The sequence below is a fragment of the Cellulosimicrobium sp. G4 BAM 1002 genome (genome assembly GCF_057126935.1).
In genome coordinates this window covers 3,417,970-3,436,665 of record NZ_CP182109.1, presented here as the reverse complement: position 1 = coordinate 3,436,665, position 18,696 = coordinate 3,417,970, and the positions used below count along the sequence as shown (strand labels likewise).

At 72.7% G+C, this 18,696-nt stretch carries 17 protein-coding genes; 11 read left to right on the top strand and 6 right to left on the bottom strand.

Going from position 1 to position 18,696, the window contains the following annotated elements:
• Nucleotides 1-36 precede the first annotated feature (36 nt).
• Nucleotides 37-1,566 (bottom strand): sensor histidine kinase, encoded by a 1,530-nt coding sequence (locus tag ACMXGY_RS15435; RefSeq protein WP_483773863.1) that lies wholly within the window; start codon nt 1,564-1,566, stop codon nt 37-39.
• Nucleotides 1,567-1,671: 105 nt separating this feature from the next.
• Here ACMXGY_RS15435 and ACMXGY_RS15430 point away from each other — a divergent pair, with 105 nt between their 5' ends.
• Together ACMXGY_RS15430 and ACMXGY_RS15425 are read left to right on the top strand one after the other, a co-directional pair.
• Nucleotides 1,672-2,355, top strand: coding sequence for a response regulator transcription factor (locus ACMXGY_RS15430; protein ID WP_483773862.1), 684 nt, complete (start codon nt 1,672-1,674; stop codon nt 2,353-2,355).
• Between the two features lie 41 nt (nt 2,356-2,396).
• Nucleotides 2,397-3,728, top strand: a complete 1,332-nt coding sequence (locus ACMXGY_RS15425; protein ID WP_483773861.1) for an ATP-binding protein — start codon at nt 2,397-2,399, stop codon at nt 3,726-3,728.
• A gap of 9 nt (nt 3,729-3,737) precedes the next feature.
• Here the strand turns inward: ACMXGY_RS15425 and ACMXGY_RS15420 are convergent, their stop codons facing one another.
• Nucleotides 3,738-4,274 carry a GtrA family protein gene (locus tag ACMXGY_RS15420; protein ID WP_483773860.1) on the bottom strand — a complete coding sequence of 179 codons (537 nt, stop codon included), beginning with the start codon at nt 4,272-4,274 and terminating at the stop codon, nt 3,738-3,740.
• Nucleotides 4,275-4,385: 111 nt separating this feature from the next.
• On the opposite strand from ACMXGY_RS15420, the gene ACMXGY_RS15415 reads away from it, so the two are divergent.
• Entirely contained in the window at nt 4,386-5,636 is a 1,251-nt protein-coding gene (locus tag ACMXGY_RS15415; protein WP_483773859.1) for a 5-(carboxyamino)imidazole ribonucleotide synthase, read from the top strand.
• The gene (gene purE / locus ACMXGY_RS15410; protein WP_483773858.1) at nt 5,633-6,172 is read left to right on the top strand and encodes a 5-(carboxyamino)imidazole ribonucleotide mutase; all 540 of its coding nucleotides are present in this window, start codon (nt 5,633-5,635) and stop codon (nt 6,170-6,172) included. Before ACMXGY_RS15415 ends, purE begins: the two co-directional genes overlap by 4 nt.
• 48 nt (nt 6,173-6,220) lie before the next feature.
• Here purE and ACMXGY_RS15405 read toward each other — a convergent pair whose 3' ends face one another.
• The 4 genes from ACMXGY_RS15405 to ACMXGY_RS15390 all read right to left on the bottom strand — a co-directional run bounded on the left by ACMXGY_RS15405 (nt 6,221) and on the right by ACMXGY_RS15390 (nt 10,215).
• Nucleotides 6,221-7,681 carry an LCP family protein gene (locus ACMXGY_RS15405; RefSeq protein WP_483773857.1) on the bottom strand — a complete coding sequence of 487 codons (1,461 nt, stop codon included), beginning with the start codon at nt 7,679-7,681 and terminating at the stop codon, nt 6,221-6,223.
• A 7-nt stretch (nt 7,682-7,688) separates the two neighbouring features.
• A complete protein-coding gene (locus ACMXGY_RS15400) occupies nt 7,689-8,996 on the bottom strand; it encodes an LCP family protein (RefSeq protein WP_483773856.1) in 1,308 nt (435 codons plus the stop codon).
• A 91-nt stretch (nt 8,997-9,087) separates the two neighbouring features.
• Complete coding sequence (locus ACMXGY_RS15395; protein ID WP_483773855.1) at nt 9,088-9,483, bottom strand: DUF2304 family protein; 396 nt, start codon at nt 9,481-9,483, stop codon at nt 9,088-9,090.
• A gap of 12 nt (nt 9,484-9,495) precedes the next feature.
• Nucleotides 9,496-10,215: a glycosyltransferase family 2 protein gene (locus ACMXGY_RS15390; protein ID WP_483773854.1), complete on the bottom strand. Its 720-nt coding sequence runs from the start codon at nt 10,213-10,215 to the stop codon at nt 9,496-9,498.
• A 143-nt stretch (nt 10,216-10,358) separates the two neighbouring features.
• On the opposite strand from ACMXGY_RS15390, the gene ACMXGY_RS15385 reads away from it, so the two are divergent.
• The 7 genes from ACMXGY_RS15385 (at nt 10,359) to ACMXGY_RS15355 (ending at nt 18,692) form a co-directional block, all read left to right on the top strand.
• Nucleotides 10,359-10,955, top strand: a complete 597-nt coding sequence (locus ACMXGY_RS15385) for an acyltransferase (RefSeq protein WP_483773853.1) — start codon at nt 10,359-10,361, stop codon at nt 10,953-10,955.
• Nucleotides 10,952-12,052, top strand: a complete 1,101-nt coding sequence (locus ACMXGY_RS15380; protein WP_483773852.1) for a DegT/DnrJ/EryC1/StrS family aminotransferase — start codon at nt 10,952-10,954, stop codon at nt 12,050-12,052. Before ACMXGY_RS15385 ends, ACMXGY_RS15380 begins: the two co-directional genes overlap by 4 nt.
• 70 nt (nt 12,053-12,122) lie before the next feature.
• The gene (locus tag ACMXGY_RS15375) at nt 12,123-13,244 is read left to right on the top strand and encodes an acyltransferase family protein (RefSeq protein ID WP_483773851.1); all 1,122 of its coding nucleotides are present in this window, start codon (nt 12,123-12,125) and stop codon (nt 13,242-13,244) included.
• 42 nt (nt 13,245-13,286) lie between these two features.
• A complete protein-coding gene (locus ACMXGY_RS15370; RefSeq protein ID WP_483773850.1) occupies nt 13,287-14,456 on the top strand; it encodes a glycosyltransferase in 1,170 nt (389 codons plus the stop codon).
• A gap of 63 nt (nt 14,457-14,519) precedes the next feature.
• Nucleotides 14,520-16,310 carry an ABC transporter ATP-binding protein gene (locus ACMXGY_RS15365; RefSeq protein ID WP_483773849.1) on the top strand — a complete coding sequence of 597 codons (1,791 nt, stop codon included), beginning with the start codon at nt 14,520-14,522 and terminating at the stop codon, nt 16,308-16,310.
• Complete coding sequence (locus ACMXGY_RS15360) at nt 16,303-17,412, top strand: glycosyltransferase family 2 protein (protein WP_483773848.1); 1,110 nt, start codon at nt 16,303-16,305, stop codon at nt 17,410-17,412. The genes ACMXGY_RS15365 and ACMXGY_RS15360 overlap by 8 nt, the downstream gene beginning before the upstream one ends.
• On the top strand, nt 17,409-18,692 hold the full coding sequence (locus ACMXGY_RS15355) for a glycosyltransferase family protein (RefSeq protein WP_483773847.1): 1,284 nt from the start codon (nt 17,409-17,411) through the stop codon (nt 18,690-18,692). The genes ACMXGY_RS15360 and ACMXGY_RS15355 overlap by 4 nt, the downstream gene beginning before the upstream one ends.
• Nucleotides 18,693-18,696 lie beyond the last annotated feature (4 nt).

The window sequence follows — 18,696 nt, the reverse complement described above, 5'->3', positions numbered from 1 at the left end:
CTGTCGGTCGAGCGGTCGCGGTGGGGGTGCACGCGGTCAGGCCGGGGGCGGCGGTGGTGGCATCACCCCGGGCCCGAGGCCCGGTCCCATCCTGCCCGACGGCGCGGCGCGCCCGGGCGGGGCGGCGCGACCCGGCAGGGGTGCGGTCGGTGCGACGACGACCGGGGCCGTCGGCGTCGCGCCCGCCCCGACGGGGGCGGAGGGTACTGGCGGCACGGGGAGACGCAGGTGGACGCGGAACCCGCCGCCCGCCCGCGGACCGACGTGGACGGTGCCCCCGAAGAGCGCGGCACGCTCCCGCATGCCGAGGACGCCGTAGCCCGCGGGGCGGGCGTCGGGCCGGGTGTCGGGTGCCGCGGCCGCGCCGCGACCGTCGTCCTCGACCTCGAGGTCCAGCGTCGTGGCACCCCACCGCACCGAGACGGTCACGGCCGGGCGAGGACCGGCGTGCTTGAGCACGTTCGTCAGTGCCTCCTGGCACACGCGGTAGACCGTCAGCCCGACACCGGGCGGCAGGGCTCGTGGCTGCCCCACGCGCACGAACGACACCTGCATGCCGCTGTCGCGCACCTGTGCGACGAGCGACTCGAGGTCGGCCGTGTCGGGCTGCGGGGCGCGCTCGAGCGCAGCCGGGGCGCCGGCCGGCGGGCTCGGCGGCTCGTGCGTGCGCCGGGCGTACGGGGACACCGGGGCGGAGCCGTGTCCCGGTGGCAGCGCGGCGGCAGGACGGTCCGGTCCGTCGACACCTGCCGGCGGCACAGGGCGCGGAGGCTCGGTGCGCAGCACGCCGAGCAGGCGGCGCATGTCCGCGAGCGCGGCGCGGCCGGTCTCGGAGACCGTCGACAGCGCGCGCGTCGCGGCGTCGGGGTCCGCGGTCGCCGCGTACCTGCCGCCGTCGGCCTGGGCGATGATGACCGACAGCGAGTGCGCGACGATGTCGTGCATCTCGCGCGCGATGCGGGCACGCTCCGCGGCGGTCGCGATCTGCGCCTGCTGGTCGCGCTCGACCTCGAGGCGCTCGGCCCGGTCGACGAGCGCGGAGATCGTCTCGCGCCGGGAGCGTCGCACGAGCCCGAACGCCCAGGCGGCGAGGAACGTCATGCTCCCGAACGCGGACGTGAAGAAGACGCTGGCGGCGAGGTCCGTGAGCCGCCCCGAGAGCAGGCCGAGCGCGGTGCCCAGCACGACGGACCCCACGAGCGAGGCCACGATGGCGGTGCGGTGCGCCCACCGCGGCCCGTAGACCGTCACGGAGTACAGGGCGAGCAGCACGGCGAAGTCGGCGGGGAAGATGACGAGGTAGCCGGACAGCAGGTGCGCGAGGGCGACGGTGTACACAGCGACGGCGGACGCGACGGGGCGCGTGCGTCGCCACGGCAGCGGGGCGAGGACGAGTGCCGCCCAGAACGCCGCCCATCCCGAGCTGGTCGCGACGCCGCCCGCCCCGGCGGACGAGAAGGCCGCCGACGCCGGCACGAACACGACGGCGAGCACGAGCGTCACGGTGACGTCCACACCGAACCGGTGCTGGTCGGACCACTGTCCGAGCCGCTCGTACCATCCCATGCGCTCCAGCCTAGGCAGAGGGCGCCCGCGGGGCGTCCGACCACGGTCGCAGAGTCCGCGCGACACGATGGGACCGAAGTCGTAGTGATGCCCTAGCATGAGCGAATGACCCACGTACTGCTAGCGGAGGACGACCCGGCGATTGCCGAACCTTTGGCGCGCGCACTGACACGTGAGGGTTATAACGTCGTCGTCCAAGGAACTGGTCAAGGAGCTATCGACTCCGCGAGCGGGGCCGACATCGTGGTGCTGGACCTGGGCCTTCCGGACATGGACGGGCTCGACGTGGCGCGCGAGATCCGTCACAAGGGTCTCACCACGCCCGTCCTCGTGCTCACCGCCCGGGCCGACGAGGTCGACCTCGTCGTCGGTCTCGACGCCGGCGCGGACGACTACGTCACCAAGCCGTTCCGCCTCGCCGAGCTCCTCGCGCGCGTCCGGGCGCTGCTGCGCCGCTCGCACGGCGAGCAGGGCGACGAGGAGGAGCTGGCCGCGCAGGACGTGCGCATCGACGTCTCGGCGCACCGCGCGTTCCAGGGCGAGCGCGAGCTGCACCTGACCACCAAGGAGTTCGAGCTGCTGCGCGTGCTCGTGGCGAGCGCCGGGTCCGTCGTCGTGCGCGACGCGCTCATGCGCGACGTGTGGGGCTCGGAGCCCGTCGGGTCGACGAAGACCCTCGACATGCACGTGTCCTGGCTCCGCCGCAAGCTCGGCGACGACGCCAACGCGCCGCGCTACATCTCCACGGTCCGCGGGCTGGGCTTCCGGTTCGAGAGCGGCGAGGGCTGACCGGCACCGTCGGGTCGAGGGCACGGGGAGCGAGGGGCAGCGTGCGGCGTCGGATGCTGCAGGCCACGGTGGCGGCGGTCGCCGTCGCCGTCATCCTGCTCGGCTTCCCGCTCGCGTTCTACGGCGCCCAGTTCGTCCTCCGGGGCGAGGTGGACGACGTGCAGTCGCGCGTCGACCGCCTGTCGCGCAGCATCGACGCGCGCATCGAGGCCGGCGACGAGATCCCGGACTACGTCATCGAGGACGCGGTGCAGCCCCGGGCGGACGACCCGCCCGCGCACGTGTACGTCCAGCTGCCCGACGGGAGCGTCCTCACCGCGGGCGACGAGGTCACGGGCCGGGAGATCCGCAGCCCCACCCACTCGGAGTCGGGTGCGGTCGTCGTGCTCGAGGTGTCCTACTGGGACGCCTACCTGCGCGCCGCGCAGGTCGTGGTGCTCGTCGTCGCCGCCTCGGTCGTGGCGTTCGCCGCCGGCATCGCCATGGCCGTCTGGCAGGCGAACCGCATCTCGGCCCCGCTGGTGTACCTCGCGGCGTCGGCCGAACAGCTCGGGTCGGGCCAGGTGCGACCGCGCCTCGAGCCGTCCGGCGTCGAGGAGATCGACCTCGTCGCGGCGGAGCTCGCGCGCAGCTCCGACCGTCTGGCCGGGCGGCTCGCGGCCGAGCGCCAGTTCGCCTCCGACGCGTCGCACCAGCTCCGCACGCCGCTCACCGCGCTGAGCATGCGCCTGGAGGAGATCTCCATGGCCTCGGACGACCCGGCGGTGCAGGAGGAGGCGCGGATCTCGCTCGAGCAGGTCGAGCGCCTGGTCGGCGTCGTCGACGACCTGCTCGCGTCCTCGCGGCGCGCGCACGGCGGGACGACGGAGGCGGTCAACCTCCTCGACGTCGTGCACCAGCAGGAGGAGGAGTGGGTCCCGACGTTCGCGAAGGCGGGCCGCCGGCTCGTCGTCGACGTGCCGGCCGAGTACCAGGTGCTCGCGACGCCGGGCGCTCTCGCCCAGGTGCTCGCGACTCTCATCGAGAACTCGCTCAAGCACGGCGGCGGCACGACGACGGTCCGCGCCCGCCCGTCGGGCACGAGCGGGGCGATCGTCACGGAGGTCTCGGACGAGGGCGCCGGCGTGCCCGACGACCTCGCCCCTCGCATCTTCGAGCGCGAGGTGACGTCCGGCGCGGGCACCGGCCTCGGCCTGGCGCTCGCCCGCGACCTCGCCGCGTCCGACGGCGGGCGGCTCGAGCTCGCGCAGCGGCGCCCCGCGGTCTTCGCCCTGTTCCTCGCGGGGGTCCCCCGGCGACTCGACCCGCGCGTCGTGCTGCCCACGGGTGTCGCGGTCTCGGCGCGCGGGCGCCGTCGTCGGCGTCGGGGCTGACCGGCCCGCTCAGCGGGAGGGGACGCGTCCCGCGCGGGGGTCGTCGTCCGTCGCCGGACCGCCCGTGAACACGAGGTGCCGGTAGGCGAGGTAGCGGAAAGCGGTGCCGAGCACGAGCCCGACGACGTTCGCCGAGACGTTCTTCGCGAGCGGAGACGTGAGCCCGAGGGCGTATGTCGAGATCGCGAGGCACCCGACCGCGATGAGCATGCCGCCGACGTTGACGACGACGAAGGCCGCGAGCTCCCGGCCGCGGGTCTGCGTGCGCCGCGCCGAGAACGTCCAGTAGCGGTTGCCGACCCAGGCGACGAGGGTCGCCACCGCGACCGACACGATCTTCGCCGTGAGCGGCTTGTGGCCCAGCACCTCGCCGGGGCCGAAGCTCAGGAGGTTGAAGAGGCCCAGGTCGACGACGTACGCGAGCGCACCCACCGACCCGAACTTGGCCAGCTCGCGCACCCGTGCGACGACGCGGTCGCGACGTGCGCGGGCGGGCGCGCCCGGCGACGCGCTCGCGTCCGCCCGCCGGTCGAGGTCGCTGGTCATCCGACGAGGCTACCGGCTCGCCCTGGGCGCGCCCTGCCGAGGGGCCGCGCCGAGCGACCGGCTCGGGGGCGGGAGCGGCGGCCCGTCGCGCAGGCACTAGGGTGGGTGCACGTGGCAGCCCCAGTGATCGCCGTGGTCGGCGGAGGACAGCTCGCACGGATGATGGCCCCCGCGGCCGGTGAGCTCGGCGTGCACCTGCGCGTGCTCGTCGAGGCGCCGGACTCGTCGGCAGCCCAGGTCGTCGTCGACGCCCCCGTCGGGGTCGCGTCGGACGAGGCGGCGATCCGCACGCTCATCGCGCCCACCGAGGGCGAGGCGGCCGCGGTGCTCACGTTCGAGCACGAGCACGTGCCGAACGCCCTGCTCACCGACCTCCTCGAGCACGGCACGCCCGTGCGCCCCGGGCCCGACGCGCTCGTGCACGCGCAGGACAAGATCGTCATGCGGCGCCGGCTCACCGAGCTCGGCGTCCCGTGCCCGCGCTGGGCCGCGCTGCCGACCGAGCCCGACGCCGCGCGCACGGCCCTCGCGGACTTCCTCACCGAGGTCGGCGGCGAGGCCGTGGTCAAGACGGCGCGCGGCGGCTACGACGGCAAGGGCGTGCGCGTCGTTTCGGTCGCCGACGGCGGGCCCGAGCAGGTCGCCGAGTGGATCGAGTCGGCAGCGGCGGGCGGGCCCGAGCTGCTCGTCGAGGAGAAGGTGCCCTTCACGCGCGAGCTCGCGGTGCTCGTCGCGCGCCGGCCCTCGGGCGGGGTCGACGGTCGCGGCGAGGTGCGGACGTGGCCCGTCGTCGAGTCGATCCAGCGCGACGGCGTGTGCGCGGAGGTGATCGCGCCCGCACCCGGCCTCACCGACGCCGAGGCCGAGCGCGCTCGCGCCGCCGCCGTGCGGATCGCGGAGGGGCTCGGCGTCACGGGGGTGCTGGCCGTCGAGATGTTCGAGGTCGCCCCCGGCCCCGAGGACGCGAGCCCGCGGGTGCTGGTGAACGAGCTCGCGATGCGCCCGCACAACTCCGGCCACTGGACCATCGACGGTGCCGTGACGAGCCAGTTCGAGCAGCACCTGCGCGCCGTCCTCGACCTGCCGCTCGGCGACACCTCCGCCAGCGCGCGCTGGACCGTCATGGCGAACGTGCTCGGCTCCGCGCTCGGCGAGCTGACCGACGCGCTGCCCGACGTCCTCGCCGCCCACCCCGACGCGAAGGTCAACCTGTACGGCAAGGGCGTGCGCCCCGGGCGCAAGCTCGGCCACGTGAACGTCAGCGGCGACGACCTGGACGAGGTCCGCCGTCGGGCGTCGGCCGCCGCCGCGATCCTGCGGGGCGAGCGCCCCGAGGGCACCCCGAACGAGGAGCGAGCATGAGCGTGAACCCTGTCGTCGGCATCGTCATGGGCTCTGACTCCGACTGGCCCGTCATGGAGGCCGCGGCCGACGCGCTCGCCGAGTTCGAGGTGCCCGTCGAGGTCGACGTCGTCTCCGCGCACCGCATGCCCGTCGAGATGATCGACTACGGCCGGACCGCCGCCGAGCGTGGCCTGCGCGTCATCGTCGCGGGTGCCGGGGGAGCGGCGCACCTGCCCGGCATGCTCGCCGCCGTCACACCACTTCCCGTGATCGGCGTCCCGGTCCCGCTGCGCCACCTCGACGGCATGGACTCGCTCCTGTCGATCGTGCAGATGCCCGCGGGCGTGCCCGTCGCGACAGTCTCCGTCGGCGGCGCGCGCAACGCGGGCCTGCTCGCGGCGCGCATCCTCGCATCGGGTACGGACGACGACGCCGCTCGCCTGCGCGAGCGCATGGTCGCGTTCCAGACGGACCTGGGCGACCAGGCCCGTGCCAAGGGCGCGCGGCTGCGCGCGTCGCGTGCGGGGGAGCAGCGCACGGGCTTCGGCGCCTGAGCTCTCCGCCTTCTTCCCCGGACCGGCTCGACCGGCGGGGATCCCCGGCTACTGCGGGAGACCGCCCACCTGGCCGGGTGGCAGGTTGCCGTCCCGGACGTCGACCCAGAACTGACCGACGGTCTCCGGGTCGAGCTGGACCGTGGACCCGACGTTCCCGCCGGGCCGGTAGTCGGGGTTGGAGATCGGGGGCGTACCGGTGATGCCCTCGGGACCGTTCGCCGCACGGAACGCGAGCGCGAGCTTGCCGAGGTCGACGATCCCCGTGCTGTCGTCCACCGTGAGCGCGCCCAGGCCGGAGTCGAGGAGCGAGACCTGGTCCCACGGGCGGAAGGCGATGCTGGGGTTCGCGGCCTTCGCGCTGATCGCGCCGATGACCTGACGCTGACGCTCGGCGCGCCCGATGTCGCCCTTCGGGTCGGAGTACCGCATGCGGGAGAACGCGAGCGCGGTGTGCCCGTCCGCGACGTGGCAGCCGGCGGCCCACACGAGCTCGCTCTTCGGGTCGTTCACGTCGTAGTCGAGGCAGAGCTCCACGCCGCCGACGGCGTCCACGATGCCCTCCACCCCGCCGAACCCGACCTCGACGTAGTGGTCCATCGTGAGTCCCGTGAGCCCCTCGACGGTCTGGACGAGCAGCGGAGCGCCGCCCCACGAGTACGCCGAGTTGAGCTTGCTCGCTCCGTTGCCCGGGATCTCCGCGTAGGTGTCGCGAGGCAGGCTGATGAGCGCCGCGGGCCCGCTCGCCGGAGCGTGCAGGACCATGATCGTGTCCGTGCGCGCGCCCTCGGTGCCGTCCTCGCTGATGCCCTCTCCCCGCGCGTCGGAGCCCGCGAGGAGATAGGTGTTCCCAGGCGTGCCGGGAGCCCCTGAGAGCGCCTCGATGTGCTCGATCTTGCCGTTGGCCCAGATCAGCAGGCCGACCGGCCACGCGAGCAGCGCCACGACGAGGACTCCGGCGACCAGGCCGACGACACGGCCCTTGCGGACGCGGAAGCCGCCACCCGCCGCCGCACGCGGGGCCGCGGGGCCCGACGGCGGTCGGCCCCCGCCGGAGCCAGGCGCACGGGCAGGCCGTGGTCGGACGACGGGAGCCGCGGAGCGGGCGCGCGGGGCAGAGCTCACGGCCTGGGCGCTCGCTCGGGGGGACGACGAGACGCGCGCCGGGGTCGCCGTCGCGCGCTGCGGTGCACGCGCCGGGGCGACGGACGGCGGGGCGGCGGCCGACGCCACGGCGTCGGACCGCGCACGCGTGCCGCGTGACGGGGGTGCCGGCGGAGGCGTGCTCTTGCGCGGCGGGGTCACGGGGATCTCGCGCGACGACTGACGCTTGATGCGCGGCTCGGCGCGGACGGCGTCGTCGGGAACGGCACGGGGACGTCCGGCTCCACGCGCGCCGCTGTTGCCGACGGCGATCGCGTCGTCGATCGACGACGGGCGGGGCGAGCGGCCGCCCTGCGGCGTGAAGCTCGGGGGGAGGGAACGAGGGTCGCGCGTCGGATCCGTCATGGCCGGGTCACCCACACTGCGCAGTCTCGTCGGCGGCGGAGAACGCCTCCTTGCCGGCGTCCTTCGTCTGCACCGGTGCCGGCTCGACGGGCGCCGCGGGGTCCGTGCCTGCCGCGCCGTCGCCCCCCTCGGTCTGCGACGGCACCGTCGACTCGGCGGACGGGGCCTCGCCGGTCTCCGCGGCGGGCTGCTCGGTCGCGGGAGCCGGCGGAGTGACGATCGGCTCGTCGGCGCGGACCTTCGCCCACAGCTCGTCGGCCTCGGAGGTCCACACGACCTTCGCGTCGGGGTCCTGCGGGTCCGGCGCGTTCGGGACGGTCATGAAGGTGATGTTGCCACTCGTCGCGCCCTTGAGGCTGAAGGCGAGCCCGGCGAGGCTCGGGATGGACGCGAGGTTCTCGCTCATCGTCAGCGACCTGGTGCCCGCGTCGACGAAGCCGTAGATCTGGCCGAGGTCCGAGAGGACGTTCTTCGACAGGACCTGGTTCACCGTCGCGGCGAGGAGCTGCTGCTGGCGGCCGATGCGGCTGAGGTCCGAGCCGTCGCCCACGCCGTACCGAGCACGCGCGAAGCCCAGCGCCTGGGCTCCGTCGAGCGTCTGCCATCCCGCGGCGAGCTGGAGGTCCGCCTTGGGCGAGTCGATCGCCTCCGGGATGCAGATCGGGACGCCGCCGATCGCGGTCACCATGTTCTGGAAGCCGGCGAAGTCCACGACGACGAACCCGTCGACGAAGACGTCTGTCAGGCTCTCCACCGTCTGCATCGTGCACGCCGCGGCGGAGTCGACGTCGCCGCCCGTCATGGCGCCGTTGGCGAACGCGGCGTTGAACCGCGTGTTCGCCGGTGCGGTGGTCTCGCCGCTCGTCGTGTTGCACGCCGGGATGTCGACGCGCGAGTCGCGAGGGATGGAGACCATCTCGACGCGCGACCGGTCGGCCGAGACGTGGACGAGGATGGTCGTGTCCGAGCGCATGCCCTCGACGCCCGCGACCTCGTGGCCGTTCTCGCCACCGCGCTGGTCGGAACCCATCACGAGGATGTTCAACGGCTTCCCGGCGTTCGGGTCGCTCGGGTCGGGGGTCGTCTGCTCCGGGCGGTCGGTGAGGAGCTCGAGGCCCTTCGACGACCCGATGTTGCCCTGGATGTTCGACAGCGCGGAGGCACCGCCGACCGCGCCGAACGCGAGCACCGCCGTCGTGACGAGGCCGACCGTGCGGGCGACGCGGTGCGTGCGCTGGCTCCGTGCGTGCGCAGGCGCGCGCGACGGCTTGGCAGCCGCCGCGGTGCGGTTCTGGGCACGGGAACGGGATGTCACGGAAAAAGAGCATAGGCGGCGTGTGCAACGTCACCGCGCGGGGGGAGGGCTCGCAGGGTGGAGGACTTGTGCAGGGTCGGCCCGTGTGACGTCAGGAGCCCGGGCGCTCGTCCCGTGGCACCTCGCGGTGACCGAGCTCGTCGACCGAGGCATCGACGCGCGCGATCCGCGCCTCGGCGAGGCTCAGCTCTCGTGTCAGCAGCGTGATCTTGCGAGCCAGCACGTTCGCGCGCCGGTGGCTCGTCGCGATGTAGCTCACGAAGGCGATGACGAGCGCGTACAGGAGCAGGTCCGTGCCACGGCCGACGCCCAGCAGGTTCGCGAGATAGCTCAGCCAGGCCGGGTACAGGACCGACACGACGGCGACGACGACGAACCCCGCGAGGAGCAGCCGACGGATGGCTTGATGCCGTGCGTTCGCGGTCGACCGGGTGAGGAGCACGGTGACGACGCCGATCGCGACGACGAGGACGATCTCGATGAGCATGGGCGGTCCGGCCTACTTGAAGACGAGGTCGACGAGGATGTTGACCGAGTTCCACAACGACTGGCCCTTCGACCTCGAGTACTCGGTGTACAGGAGGTGGACGGGGTGCTCGCGCCACGGCAACCGGGTGCGTCCGAGCTGGAGGACGATCTCGCTCGCGTGGGCCATGCGGTCCTGGTGGAGGTCGATCATGCGCGCCGCGTCGACCCGGATCACACGCAGGCCGTTGTGCGCGTCGGTGAGCCGCAGACCCGTGCTCTGGTTCGTGAACCAGACCGCGGTGCGCAGAACGAGCCGCTTGAGGAGCCCCGGGCGGGTCCGGGAGTCGAGGAACCGTGACCCGAACACGATCGCCAGGTCGTTCTCCCGCGCCAGGTCGACCATCGCGGCGGCGTCGTCGACCTGGTGCTGCCCGTCGGCGTCGAAGGTCACCAGGTAGTGGACGCCGGGCAGCTCCCGCGCGTACTCGATACCCGTCTGGAGCGCTGCACCCTGCCCAAGGTTGACGGCGTGGCGGAGCACGGTCGCTCCGGCCTGTCGTGCGCGCTCTGCGGAGTCGTCCGCACTGCCGTCGTCGATGCACACGATGTGCGGGAAGACGGCCGTCGCGTCCTTGACCACCTCGCCGATGACGGCACCCTCGTTGTACAGGGGGACGACGAGGCACGCGTCGGCGTAACGCGCTTCGTGGATGGGCGGGCGGCCGGGGGCCGCCGCGTCCGGTTCAGGCATGGCGCCCATTGTTGCAGCACGCCGACCGGACTCGGGACCTTGGTCGGTCGAGCCGACGGCGTCGGCCGGGTAACCTTGCGACGCGGCGGCCCGGATCGCACGGAGCCCCTGCCATTGCAGACCGACGAAGGAGCACCAGACGCATGGGCGTGCGCATCGCGCCGAGCGCTGACGTCGCTGACGACGCGACGATCGGTGACGGCAGTCAGATCTGGCACCTCGCACAGGTGCGCGAGGGCGTCCAGATGGGGGAGGGCTGCGTCGTCGGGCGTGGTGCCTACATCGGGACGGGCGTCCAGATGGGGCGCCACTGCAAGGTGCAGAACTACGCGCTCGTCTACGAGCCGGCGTCTCTCGGCGACGGCGTGTTCATCGGTCCTGCGGTGGTGCTCACCAACGACACCTACCCTCGTGCCGTGAACCCGGACGGGTCCCTGAAGAGCGCTGACGACTGGCACGCCGTGGGCGTGACGATCGGCGAGGGTGCTGCCATCGGCGCCCGGGCCGTCTGTGTCGCTCCCGTGACCATCGGAGCCTGGGCGACCGTCGCCGCAGGCGCGGTCGTCACCAAGGACGTCCCGGACCACGCGATCGTCGTCGGGGTGCCGGCGCGACGCGTCGGCTGGGTGGGTCGGGCGGGGCAGCCGCTCCGCCGCGACGGCGAGCACTGGGTGTGCCCCGTCACGGGGGCCCGGTACGAAGAGCACGACGAGACCATCAGAGAGGTTGCGGCCGAATGAGCCAGACACTGATCCCTGCGGCGAAGCCGATCGTCGGGGACGACGAGCGTGCGGCCGTGGACCGCGTCCTGCGCAGCGGCATGATCGCGCAGGGACCCGAGGTCGCAGCTTTCGAGCAGGAGTTCGCCGACGTCCTCGTCGGCGGCCGCACGTGTGTCGCGGTGAACTCCGGGACCTCTGGCCTGCACCTGGGGCTGCTCGCCGCAGGCATCGGGCCCGGCGACGAGGTCATCGTCCCCTCGTTCACGTTCGCGGCCACCGCGAACTCCGTGGCCCTCACCGGCGCGACCCCTGTTTTCGCCGACATCGAGCCCGACCACTTCTGCCTCGCGCCCGACGCCGTGCGCGCCGCGGTCACCGAGCGCACGAAGGCGATCATGCCGGTGCACCTGTACGGGCACCCGGCCGACATGCCGGCGCTGGGCGCGATCGCCGACGAGCACGGGCTCCTGCTCTTCGAGGACGCGGCGCAGGCGCACGGTGCGACGCTCGACGGCCGCCCGGTCGGCTCGTTCGGCGCGTTCGCGATGTTCAGCCTCTACCCGACGAAGAACATGACGTCGGGCGAGGGCGGCATGGTGTCGTGCGCGACCGACGAGATCGCGCGCAACGTCCGTCTGCTGCGCAACCAGGGCATGGAGCGCCAGTACGCGAACGAGGTCGTCGGCTTCAACGCCCGGATGACCGACGTGCACGCGGCGATCGGCCGGGTGCAGCTGACCAAGGTCCAGGGCTGGACGGCGGACCGCCAGCGCAACGCCGCGTTCCTCTCGGCGAACCTCGAGGGCGTCGTGGTGCCGCCCGTGGCGGACACGGCCGAGCACGTCTACCACCAGTACACGATCCGCGTCGCCGACGACCGCGACCGCGTCGTTTCCGCGCTGCGCGAGGAGCACGGCGTCGGTTCGGGCGTGTACTACCCGATCCCGAACCACCGTCTCGAGAGCCTCAAGCACTTCGCGCCCGGCCTCGACCTGCCGGAGACGGAGATCGCCGCGCAGCAGGTCATCTCGCTCCCGGTGCACCCCTCGCTCACGCAGGAGGACCTCGAGCGCATCGTCGCCGGCGTCAACACCGTCGTGAAGGCAGGCGCGTGACCGTCGAATCGTCATCGCGGGCCACGGAGGGGTCGTGCGTACCCCAACGTGGCCTGCGGCGCCTCCGACCGTGAGCACGGAGACCCGCGCGGTCGTCGATGCGCCCGTCATCGCGACGCCGCGGATCGACTGGATCGACACCGCGAAGGCGGTCGCGATCGTTCTCGTCGTCCTGTACCACGTCGGGAACGCTGGCGCGGCGTACCTCCTGCCGCCCGACGCCCAAGGCCTCAACAGTGCGCTCTGGGGTCGGCTCAACACGATCCTGCTCCCCGTGCGCATGCCCTTGTTCTTCTTCGCGTCGGGGTTGCTCGCGGCGTCCGCGGTCCAGCGTCCGTGGCGCGAGGTCGTCCGCCCGAGGATCGCGGACCTGCTCTGGCCCTTCGCGCTGTGGTCCTTGCTGTTCGCCCCGGCGTACGCGGTGGGCTATCTCGGGCAGGATGTCGTGTCGGGCTCTCGCGTGACGCTCGAGTCGATTCCGGGCGGCGGCAACGCGTACTGGTACCTCTCGGCGCTCGTCGTCTTCTTCGTCGTCGCACGGTCGCTCCGGCGGTTCGCCCCCGCGGTCCTCGTCGGCGCGGGAGTCCTCTGGATCGGCGCCAGCTCGGTGAGTGCGATGCTCGTAGGCCAGCTCGGGGTCCACCTCGGGACCAACGTCGGCCGCTGGGCCTGGTTCTTCGTGTGGTTCGCCGCGGGTTGCTTCCTGAAGCGAGCGGCGCTCCGGGTGGTGGCGGCGGGAACGCGTCCGTCGACCATCGCCGTCACGCTCGTGGCCTTCGCCGCGATCGCCTACCTCGTGTACTGGGTCGGCGGTGCGGACTCGAAGTGGGGCTACGTCCTGACCGTCCTGGGGATCCTCGGCATGGCGTCGCTCTCCTCGATCGCGTGCCGGTCGGCCCGGGTGCGCGACGCCTCGCAGTACCTCGCCCGCCGGACGCTCCCGATCTACCTCCTTCATCCGCTCCTCCTCAATCTCGTGGTCGCAGCGGCGCGGGCGGTGTGGGGAAGGACGGACGTCGCGCCCGAGTCGCCAGTCATCGGGGTCCTCTTCACCCCGGTGGTCACGGTGCTTCTCGTCGTGGTCGCGGTGGCGCTGTACGACGTCGCGACCCGGCGGTACGCCGGACGACTGCTCTTCATGTCGCCTCCGACTGCGCGAAGGTTCGCCGGTTCCACGAGACGGGGTGGCTAGGTGCCGAGGACCGGTGGGACCCCGCGCGACGGACGGCGCCACGTGGTTGTCGCGAGCCGCATCTTCCTCCCCGAGCCGGCAGCTGCCTCGTTCCGGCTCGCCGCACTCGTCCGCTCCCTCGCGACGGCGGGCTCGTCCGTCGACGTCGTCACGACGCGGGCCCCGCAGGGCGAGATCGAGGCTGGGGACCTCCCGACCGAGGTCAGGGTTCGTCGCTGGCCGGTGCTCCGTGACCGAGCCGGCTACGTCCGGGGCTACGTGCAGTACCTGAGCTTCGACGTGCCGCTTCTCGTCCGTCTCCTCTTCCGCAGGCGCCCGGACGTCGTCGTCGTCGAACCGCCGCCGACCTCCGGAGCAGTCGTCCGCGTGGCGTGCGCCGTGCGGCGTGTGCCGTACGTCTACTACGCCGCGGACGTCGTCTCGGACGCCGCGGAGTCCACCGGCGCCCCCCGGGTCGTGGTGCGAGCCGTCAGGGCCGTCGAGCGGTTCGCGCTTCGTGGCGCACGACGGACCGTGGCGGTGACGCCCGAGGTCGAGGACCGCGTCCGTGCGCTCGGCGCCCGGGACGTGGTGGTCGTGCGGCACGGGGTCGATACCACCATCTTCCGGCCGGACGTCGAGCCAGAGCCCGCTGCACCGAGCGGTCCGTTCGCCCTGTATGCCGGGAACGCCTCGGAGTGGCACGGTGCGGAGATCTTCGTGCAGGCGATGCGGCACGTCCTCGAACAGGTCCCCGACGCAAGGTTGGTGGTCATGGGCCACGGGAGCATGCGGCCCAGGCTGGAGGAGCTCGCGGCTGGTCTTCCGGACGGAGGCGCGTCCGTCCTCTTCCTGCCGACGCTCGACCCGCGTGCCGTCGCCCGCTGGTTCCGTGCGGCACGCGTCGCGGTCTCGAGCATCAGGCCAGGCGTTGGGTACGACTTCGCGATCCCGACCAAGTCGCTCGCCGCTGCCGCGGTCGGGACCCCTGTGCTCCACGTCGGCCCAGGTCCGACCGGTGACCTCGTGCGCGAGGGCAGGCTGGGCGTCGCGGTGGCCTACGACGTCCAGGCCGTCGCGGAGGCGATGGTGCGGATGCTCCTCCAGGAGCCGGACGACCACGTACGAGCACGGTCCGGTTCGTGGATCGCGGAGCGGGCGTCCTCCGACGCTACCGGAGCCGCCGTCGCCTTGAGTGTGCTGCTCGCGGCTGGTCCGGCGACCGGGGGCTGACATCTCCGTGCAGGTGCAAGGGCTGCTTCTCGGCCGTTCGTCGACTGTTAGGGTTCTCTCCCGATGAAGCTCGTCTGGAACACCTTGCGTGAGCTGCTCCCCCTCCTTCCCCGCGGGGCGCAGCGGTTCTTCGGTCTGTACGTGTTCCTGACGAGCGCGCTGGCCGTCCTCGACGTCGCCGCGATGGCTCTCCTCGCGCTCGTCATCACCCCGGTCGTGACCGGCTCGGACATCACCATCCCGATCGTCGGCACGCTCCCGGCCTCGGCGGCGCCGTGGGTCGTCGTCGCGGCGTGCGCGCTCATCGTCGTGAAGAGCGCCTTGACGGTGGTCCTCCACTGGAACGCCACGCGCCGCTTCGCGAGGTACGAGCTCGAGATCGGTCGGCGGCTCTTCAGCGGCTACCTCCGCTCGACCTGGGAAGAACGGTCGAAGCGCACCGTCGCGGAGATCACCCGCATCGCCGACGGCGGCATCGCGAACACGATCATGGGGTTCATCCTCCCGCTCGCGCTGATCCCCAGCAACGCCGCCACGTTCGTGCTGATCCTCCTCGTCCTCGTCGTCGCCCAGCCGCTCACCGCCGCGATCGCGTTCACCTACCTGGGCCTCGTCGCGCTCGTGGTGAACCGTTTCGTCACGCGACGTGCTCTCGAGGCAGGGCGGGTCAACCGGAACGCCAGCTACCGGGTCGCCAGCGTGATGACCGAGATGGTCGAGGCGCTCAAGGAGCTCACCCTGCGCAACCGCCTCGACCAGGTGATGGAAGTCGTCACGACCCATCGTCGTCGGGCCGTCCGTGCGCGAGCGAACGCGTCGTTCCTGGGCGTCATCCCGAAGTTCGCCTTCGAGGCGGCCCTCGTCGGCGGTTTCCTGCTCATCGGGGGTACCACGTACGCCGTGGCAGGGATGGATCAGGCTGTCGTGTCCGTCGCGCTCTTCGCGGCCACGGGCTTCAGACTGATCCCGGCGCTCAACGGCGTGCAGGCCGGAGTGGTGCAGGCGACCGCCAGCATCCCCTCGGCGCAGGACGTCATCGGCGACATCCGGGCGACCGAGCGCAGCGTGGCGGTCCGGGCGGTGGCGGACTCTCAGCCGCTGCCCGACGAGCCCGGCGTGCTGAGCCTGTCCGACGTCCGGTTCCGCTACCCCACCTCGCGCGAGGACGTGCTCCGAGGTCTCTCGCTCGAGATCCCGTTCGGCTCCTCGCTGGGGATCGTCGGCCCCTCGGGCGCAGGAAAGTCGACCCTCATCGACATCCTCCTCGGGCTGAGCGTCCCCACCGGCGGTTCGGTCAGGATCGACGGGATGCCGCTCACCGACGTGCTCTCCCAGTGGAGGTCGCGGGTCGGGTACGTCCCGCAGCGGGTCGCCCTCTTCGACGGTTCGATCGCCCAGAACGTCGCGCTGACGTGGGACGCGGACTACGACCGGGACCGCGTGAGGCGCGCGCTCGAGATGGCGCAGCTCACGAGCCTCATCCAGGAGCGTGTCGAGGGCATCGACGCCAAGATCGGGGAGCGGGGTGTCGCGCTCTCCGGCGGGCAGCAGCAGCGGCTCGGGATCGCACGTGCCCTGTACACCGACCCGCTGATCCTCGTCCTCGACGAGGCGACGTCGTCGCTCGACACGAAGACCGAGGACGACGTCACGCAGGCGATCCGCGGGCTGCAGGGCAAGCTGACGATCATCTCCGTCGCGCACCGTCTCTCGACGATCAAGGACTACGACCGCGTGTGCTACCTCGACGACGGTCAGGTCCTCGGCCTCGACACGTTCTACGGTCTCGCCCGGACGCTCGCCAGCTTCGGGGAGCAGGTCGGCCTCGCCGGACTCGGGCGCCGAGATGCCTGAGCACGACGCTGCCGTGGCGAAGCCGGTCGTCGACATCGTCATCGCTGCCCATGACACGCGTCGACGCGTCGACCGCACGGTCGCCTCGGTCCTCGACGGCGTGACGACGCAGGTCCGGGTACTCGTGGTCGCCCATCATATTCCGGCCGCCGAGATGGCCGCCGCGATCGGCGCGCATGCCGACGACGACCGTGTGCTCGTCGTCGAGCACTCCGACGGCAAGCGGTCGCCGTCCGGCCCGTTCAACCGGGGCCTGCAGGCGGGAAGCTCCGAGTTCGTCATGATCGTCGGCTCGGACGACTATCTTGCACCGGGTGCGGTCGACCGTTGGGTGGAGCACGCGCATGCTCACCGGACCGACTACCTCATCGCGCCGCGACACGACCAGGACGGAGCCGTCTGGCACGACCCGCTCACCAGGCGTGGGCGCACTCTCGATCTCGATGTCGTGCGCGACCGGTTGGCGTACCGCGCCGCGCCCCTCGGCCTGATCAGGCGCTCCTTCCTGTCCGACGTAGGCGTCCTCCTCACGGAGGACGTGCCGACGGGTGTGGACATCGAGCTGGGCCTCGCGCTGCTCGTCCACGGGGGGCGGGTCGACTTCGACCCGTACCTGCCGCCGTACGTCATCGGCACCGACGCGCCCGTCCGGATCACGCTCGCGCCGCGGCCCGCGCGAGAAGAGCTGGCGGCCCTCCTGCACCTCGTCACGACGACCTGGCCGGCGCGGCTGCCGGCGCGCGAGCGGCACGCGATCGCGGCGAAGCTCTGGCGGCTCAACGTCGTCCCCGCGACCGTCCGTCGACCGGACGCAGGCCAGTGGACCCCGGAGGACCTGACCGCCTTGGCGACGGTGGCCGCCTGGCTCCGACATCTCGCACCGCGTGCCGAAGAGTCGCTCTCACGCCCCGAGCGACGGATCGCCGACGCCATCCGCGGGGAGATCTCCCCGGTCGCGCTCGAGCACGCTGTCGCATCGGTCCGGCAGACAGGCCGTCTCAGCAGGGCGATGACCTTCCGGCCCTGGCACCTGCTCGACGTCGACGGGCCTTTGCGGCGAGAGCTCGCCCTGCGCGTGCGCCGTCGGGCGACGACGTCGTGACGTCTCACCACCTCACCCAGGCGGTGGTCGGCGCCCTCCATGGAGCCGCCAAGGCGCCGGCGGCGCTCGCCGCACGGGTGCTCGGCTCGCGCAACCGGCTACCGCGGTGGGTGAACCGGTCGATCGACTACGTCGCCGACCATCCCGAGAGCGTCCCCGGGCGCCTGGCCGCACTGTCCCTCGGCCGCATCTCGGAGTCCGAGGTCCCGGCTCCCACGGACGTCCCTGACGCTCCGGTGCGGGTGTACATCGCGCCCACGAACTACGCGGCCCAGGGATACGCGTGGGCGCGTGCGCTGGAGAGGTCCTCCGACGGCATCGGGGCGCGCAACATGGCGGTCGAGGTCCCTGGCGGGTTCGCGTTCGACGCGGACACGGAGGTACCGGTCGCCGTCTACCACCGCTCGCGCCGGTGGCAGGAGGGCGAGCTCGACGCCGTCAGCCGGTTCACGCACGTGCTGTTCGAGGCCGGCCGGCCGATCTTCGGACGGATGCTCGGGCGCAGCCTCGAGAGCGAGGTCTCCGAACTCCAGTCGCGAGGAGTCTCGACCGCGTTCATGTGCCACGGCACGGACGTCAGGCTCCCGAGCCGGAACATCCGCAGGACGCCGTGGTCGCCGTACGCGGACCCGGAGATCTACGTGGACCGCCTCGAGCGGCTGGCGCGACGGTACGCGGACCTGCTCGACCGGCTCGACCGGCCCGTCTTCGTCTCGACGCCCGACCTCCTCGCTGACGTCCCGCAGGCGACCTGGTGTCCCGTCGTGGTCGACATGGGGCGATGGAGCAGACCGCGGTCCTCGGACCGAGGACGGACCCCCGTCGTGGCGCACGTCCCGAGCAACGGAACCGTGAAGGGCACAGCGCTCGTCCGGCCGGCGCTGCAACGTCTCGCCGCCGAGGGCGTGATCGAGTACCGCGAGATCCACGGCGTCCCGTCGAGCGCGATGCCGGACGTCTGGGCCGACGCGGACATCGTCCTCGACCAGTTCCGCCTCGGCTCCTACGGGGTCGCGGCGTGCGAGGCCATGGCCGCCGGATGCGTCGTCGTCGGCCACGTGCTCGACGACACCCGGGCGGCCGTCCTACGGGACACGGGGCGCGCGCTTCCCGTGGCCGAGGCGACCCCGGACACGATCGAGGACGTCGTGCGCGCGCTCGCTCTGAACCCCGCGCTGCGGGCGGAGCTGACGGCGTCGGGCCGCGAGTTCGTCTCTGACGCGCATGACGGGCGGCTCAGCGCCCGCGTCCTCCTGGACCGCTGGATCGAGGCACCATGAGAAG

Bases quoted from the DNA above. Each gene is read 5' to 3' on its own strand.
- ACMXGY_RS15435 (WP_483773863.1), bottom strand. From the start codon at position 1,566: ATGGGATGGTACGAGCGGCTCGGACAGTGGTCCGACCAGCACCGGTTC.
- ACMXGY_RS15430 (WP_483773862.1), top strand. From the start codon at position 1,672: ATGACCCACGTACTGCTAGCGGAGGACGACCCGGCGATTGCCGAACCT.
- ACMXGY_RS15420 (WP_483773860.1), bottom strand. From the start codon at position 4,274: ATGACCAGCGACCTCGACCGGCGGGCGGACGCGAGCGCGTCGCCGGGC.
- purE (WP_483773858.1), top strand. From the start codon at position 5,633: ATGAGCGTGAACCCTGTCGTCGGCATCGTCATGGGCTCTGACTCCGAC.
- ACMXGY_RS15405 (WP_483773857.1), bottom strand. From the start codon at position 7,681: ATGACGGATCCGACGCGCGACCCTCGTTCCCTCCCCCCGAGCTTCACG.
- ACMXGY_RS15395 (WP_483773855.1), bottom strand. From the start codon at position 9,483: ATGCTCATCGAGATCGTCCTCGTCGTCGCGATCGGCGTCGTCACCGTG.
- ACMXGY_RS15390 (WP_483773854.1), bottom strand. From the start codon at position 10,215: ATGCCTGAACCGGACGCGGCGGCCCCCGGCCGCCCGCCCATCCACGAA.
- ACMXGY_RS15385 (WP_483773853.1), top strand. From the start codon at position 10,359: ATGGGCGTGCGCATCGCGCCGAGCGCTGACGTCGCTGACGACGCGACG.
- ACMXGY_RS15380 (WP_483773852.1), top strand. From the start codon at position 10,952: ATGAGCCAGACACTGATCCCTGCGGCGAAGCCGATCGTCGGGGACGAC.
- ACMXGY_RS15365 (WP_483773849.1), top strand. From the start codon at position 14,520: ATGAAGCTCGTCTGGAACACCTTGCGTGAGCTGCTCCCCCTCCTTCCC.
- ACMXGY_RS15360 (WP_483773848.1), top strand. From the start codon at position 16,303: ATGCCTGAGCACGACGCTGCCGTGGCGAAGCCGGTCGTCGACATCGTC.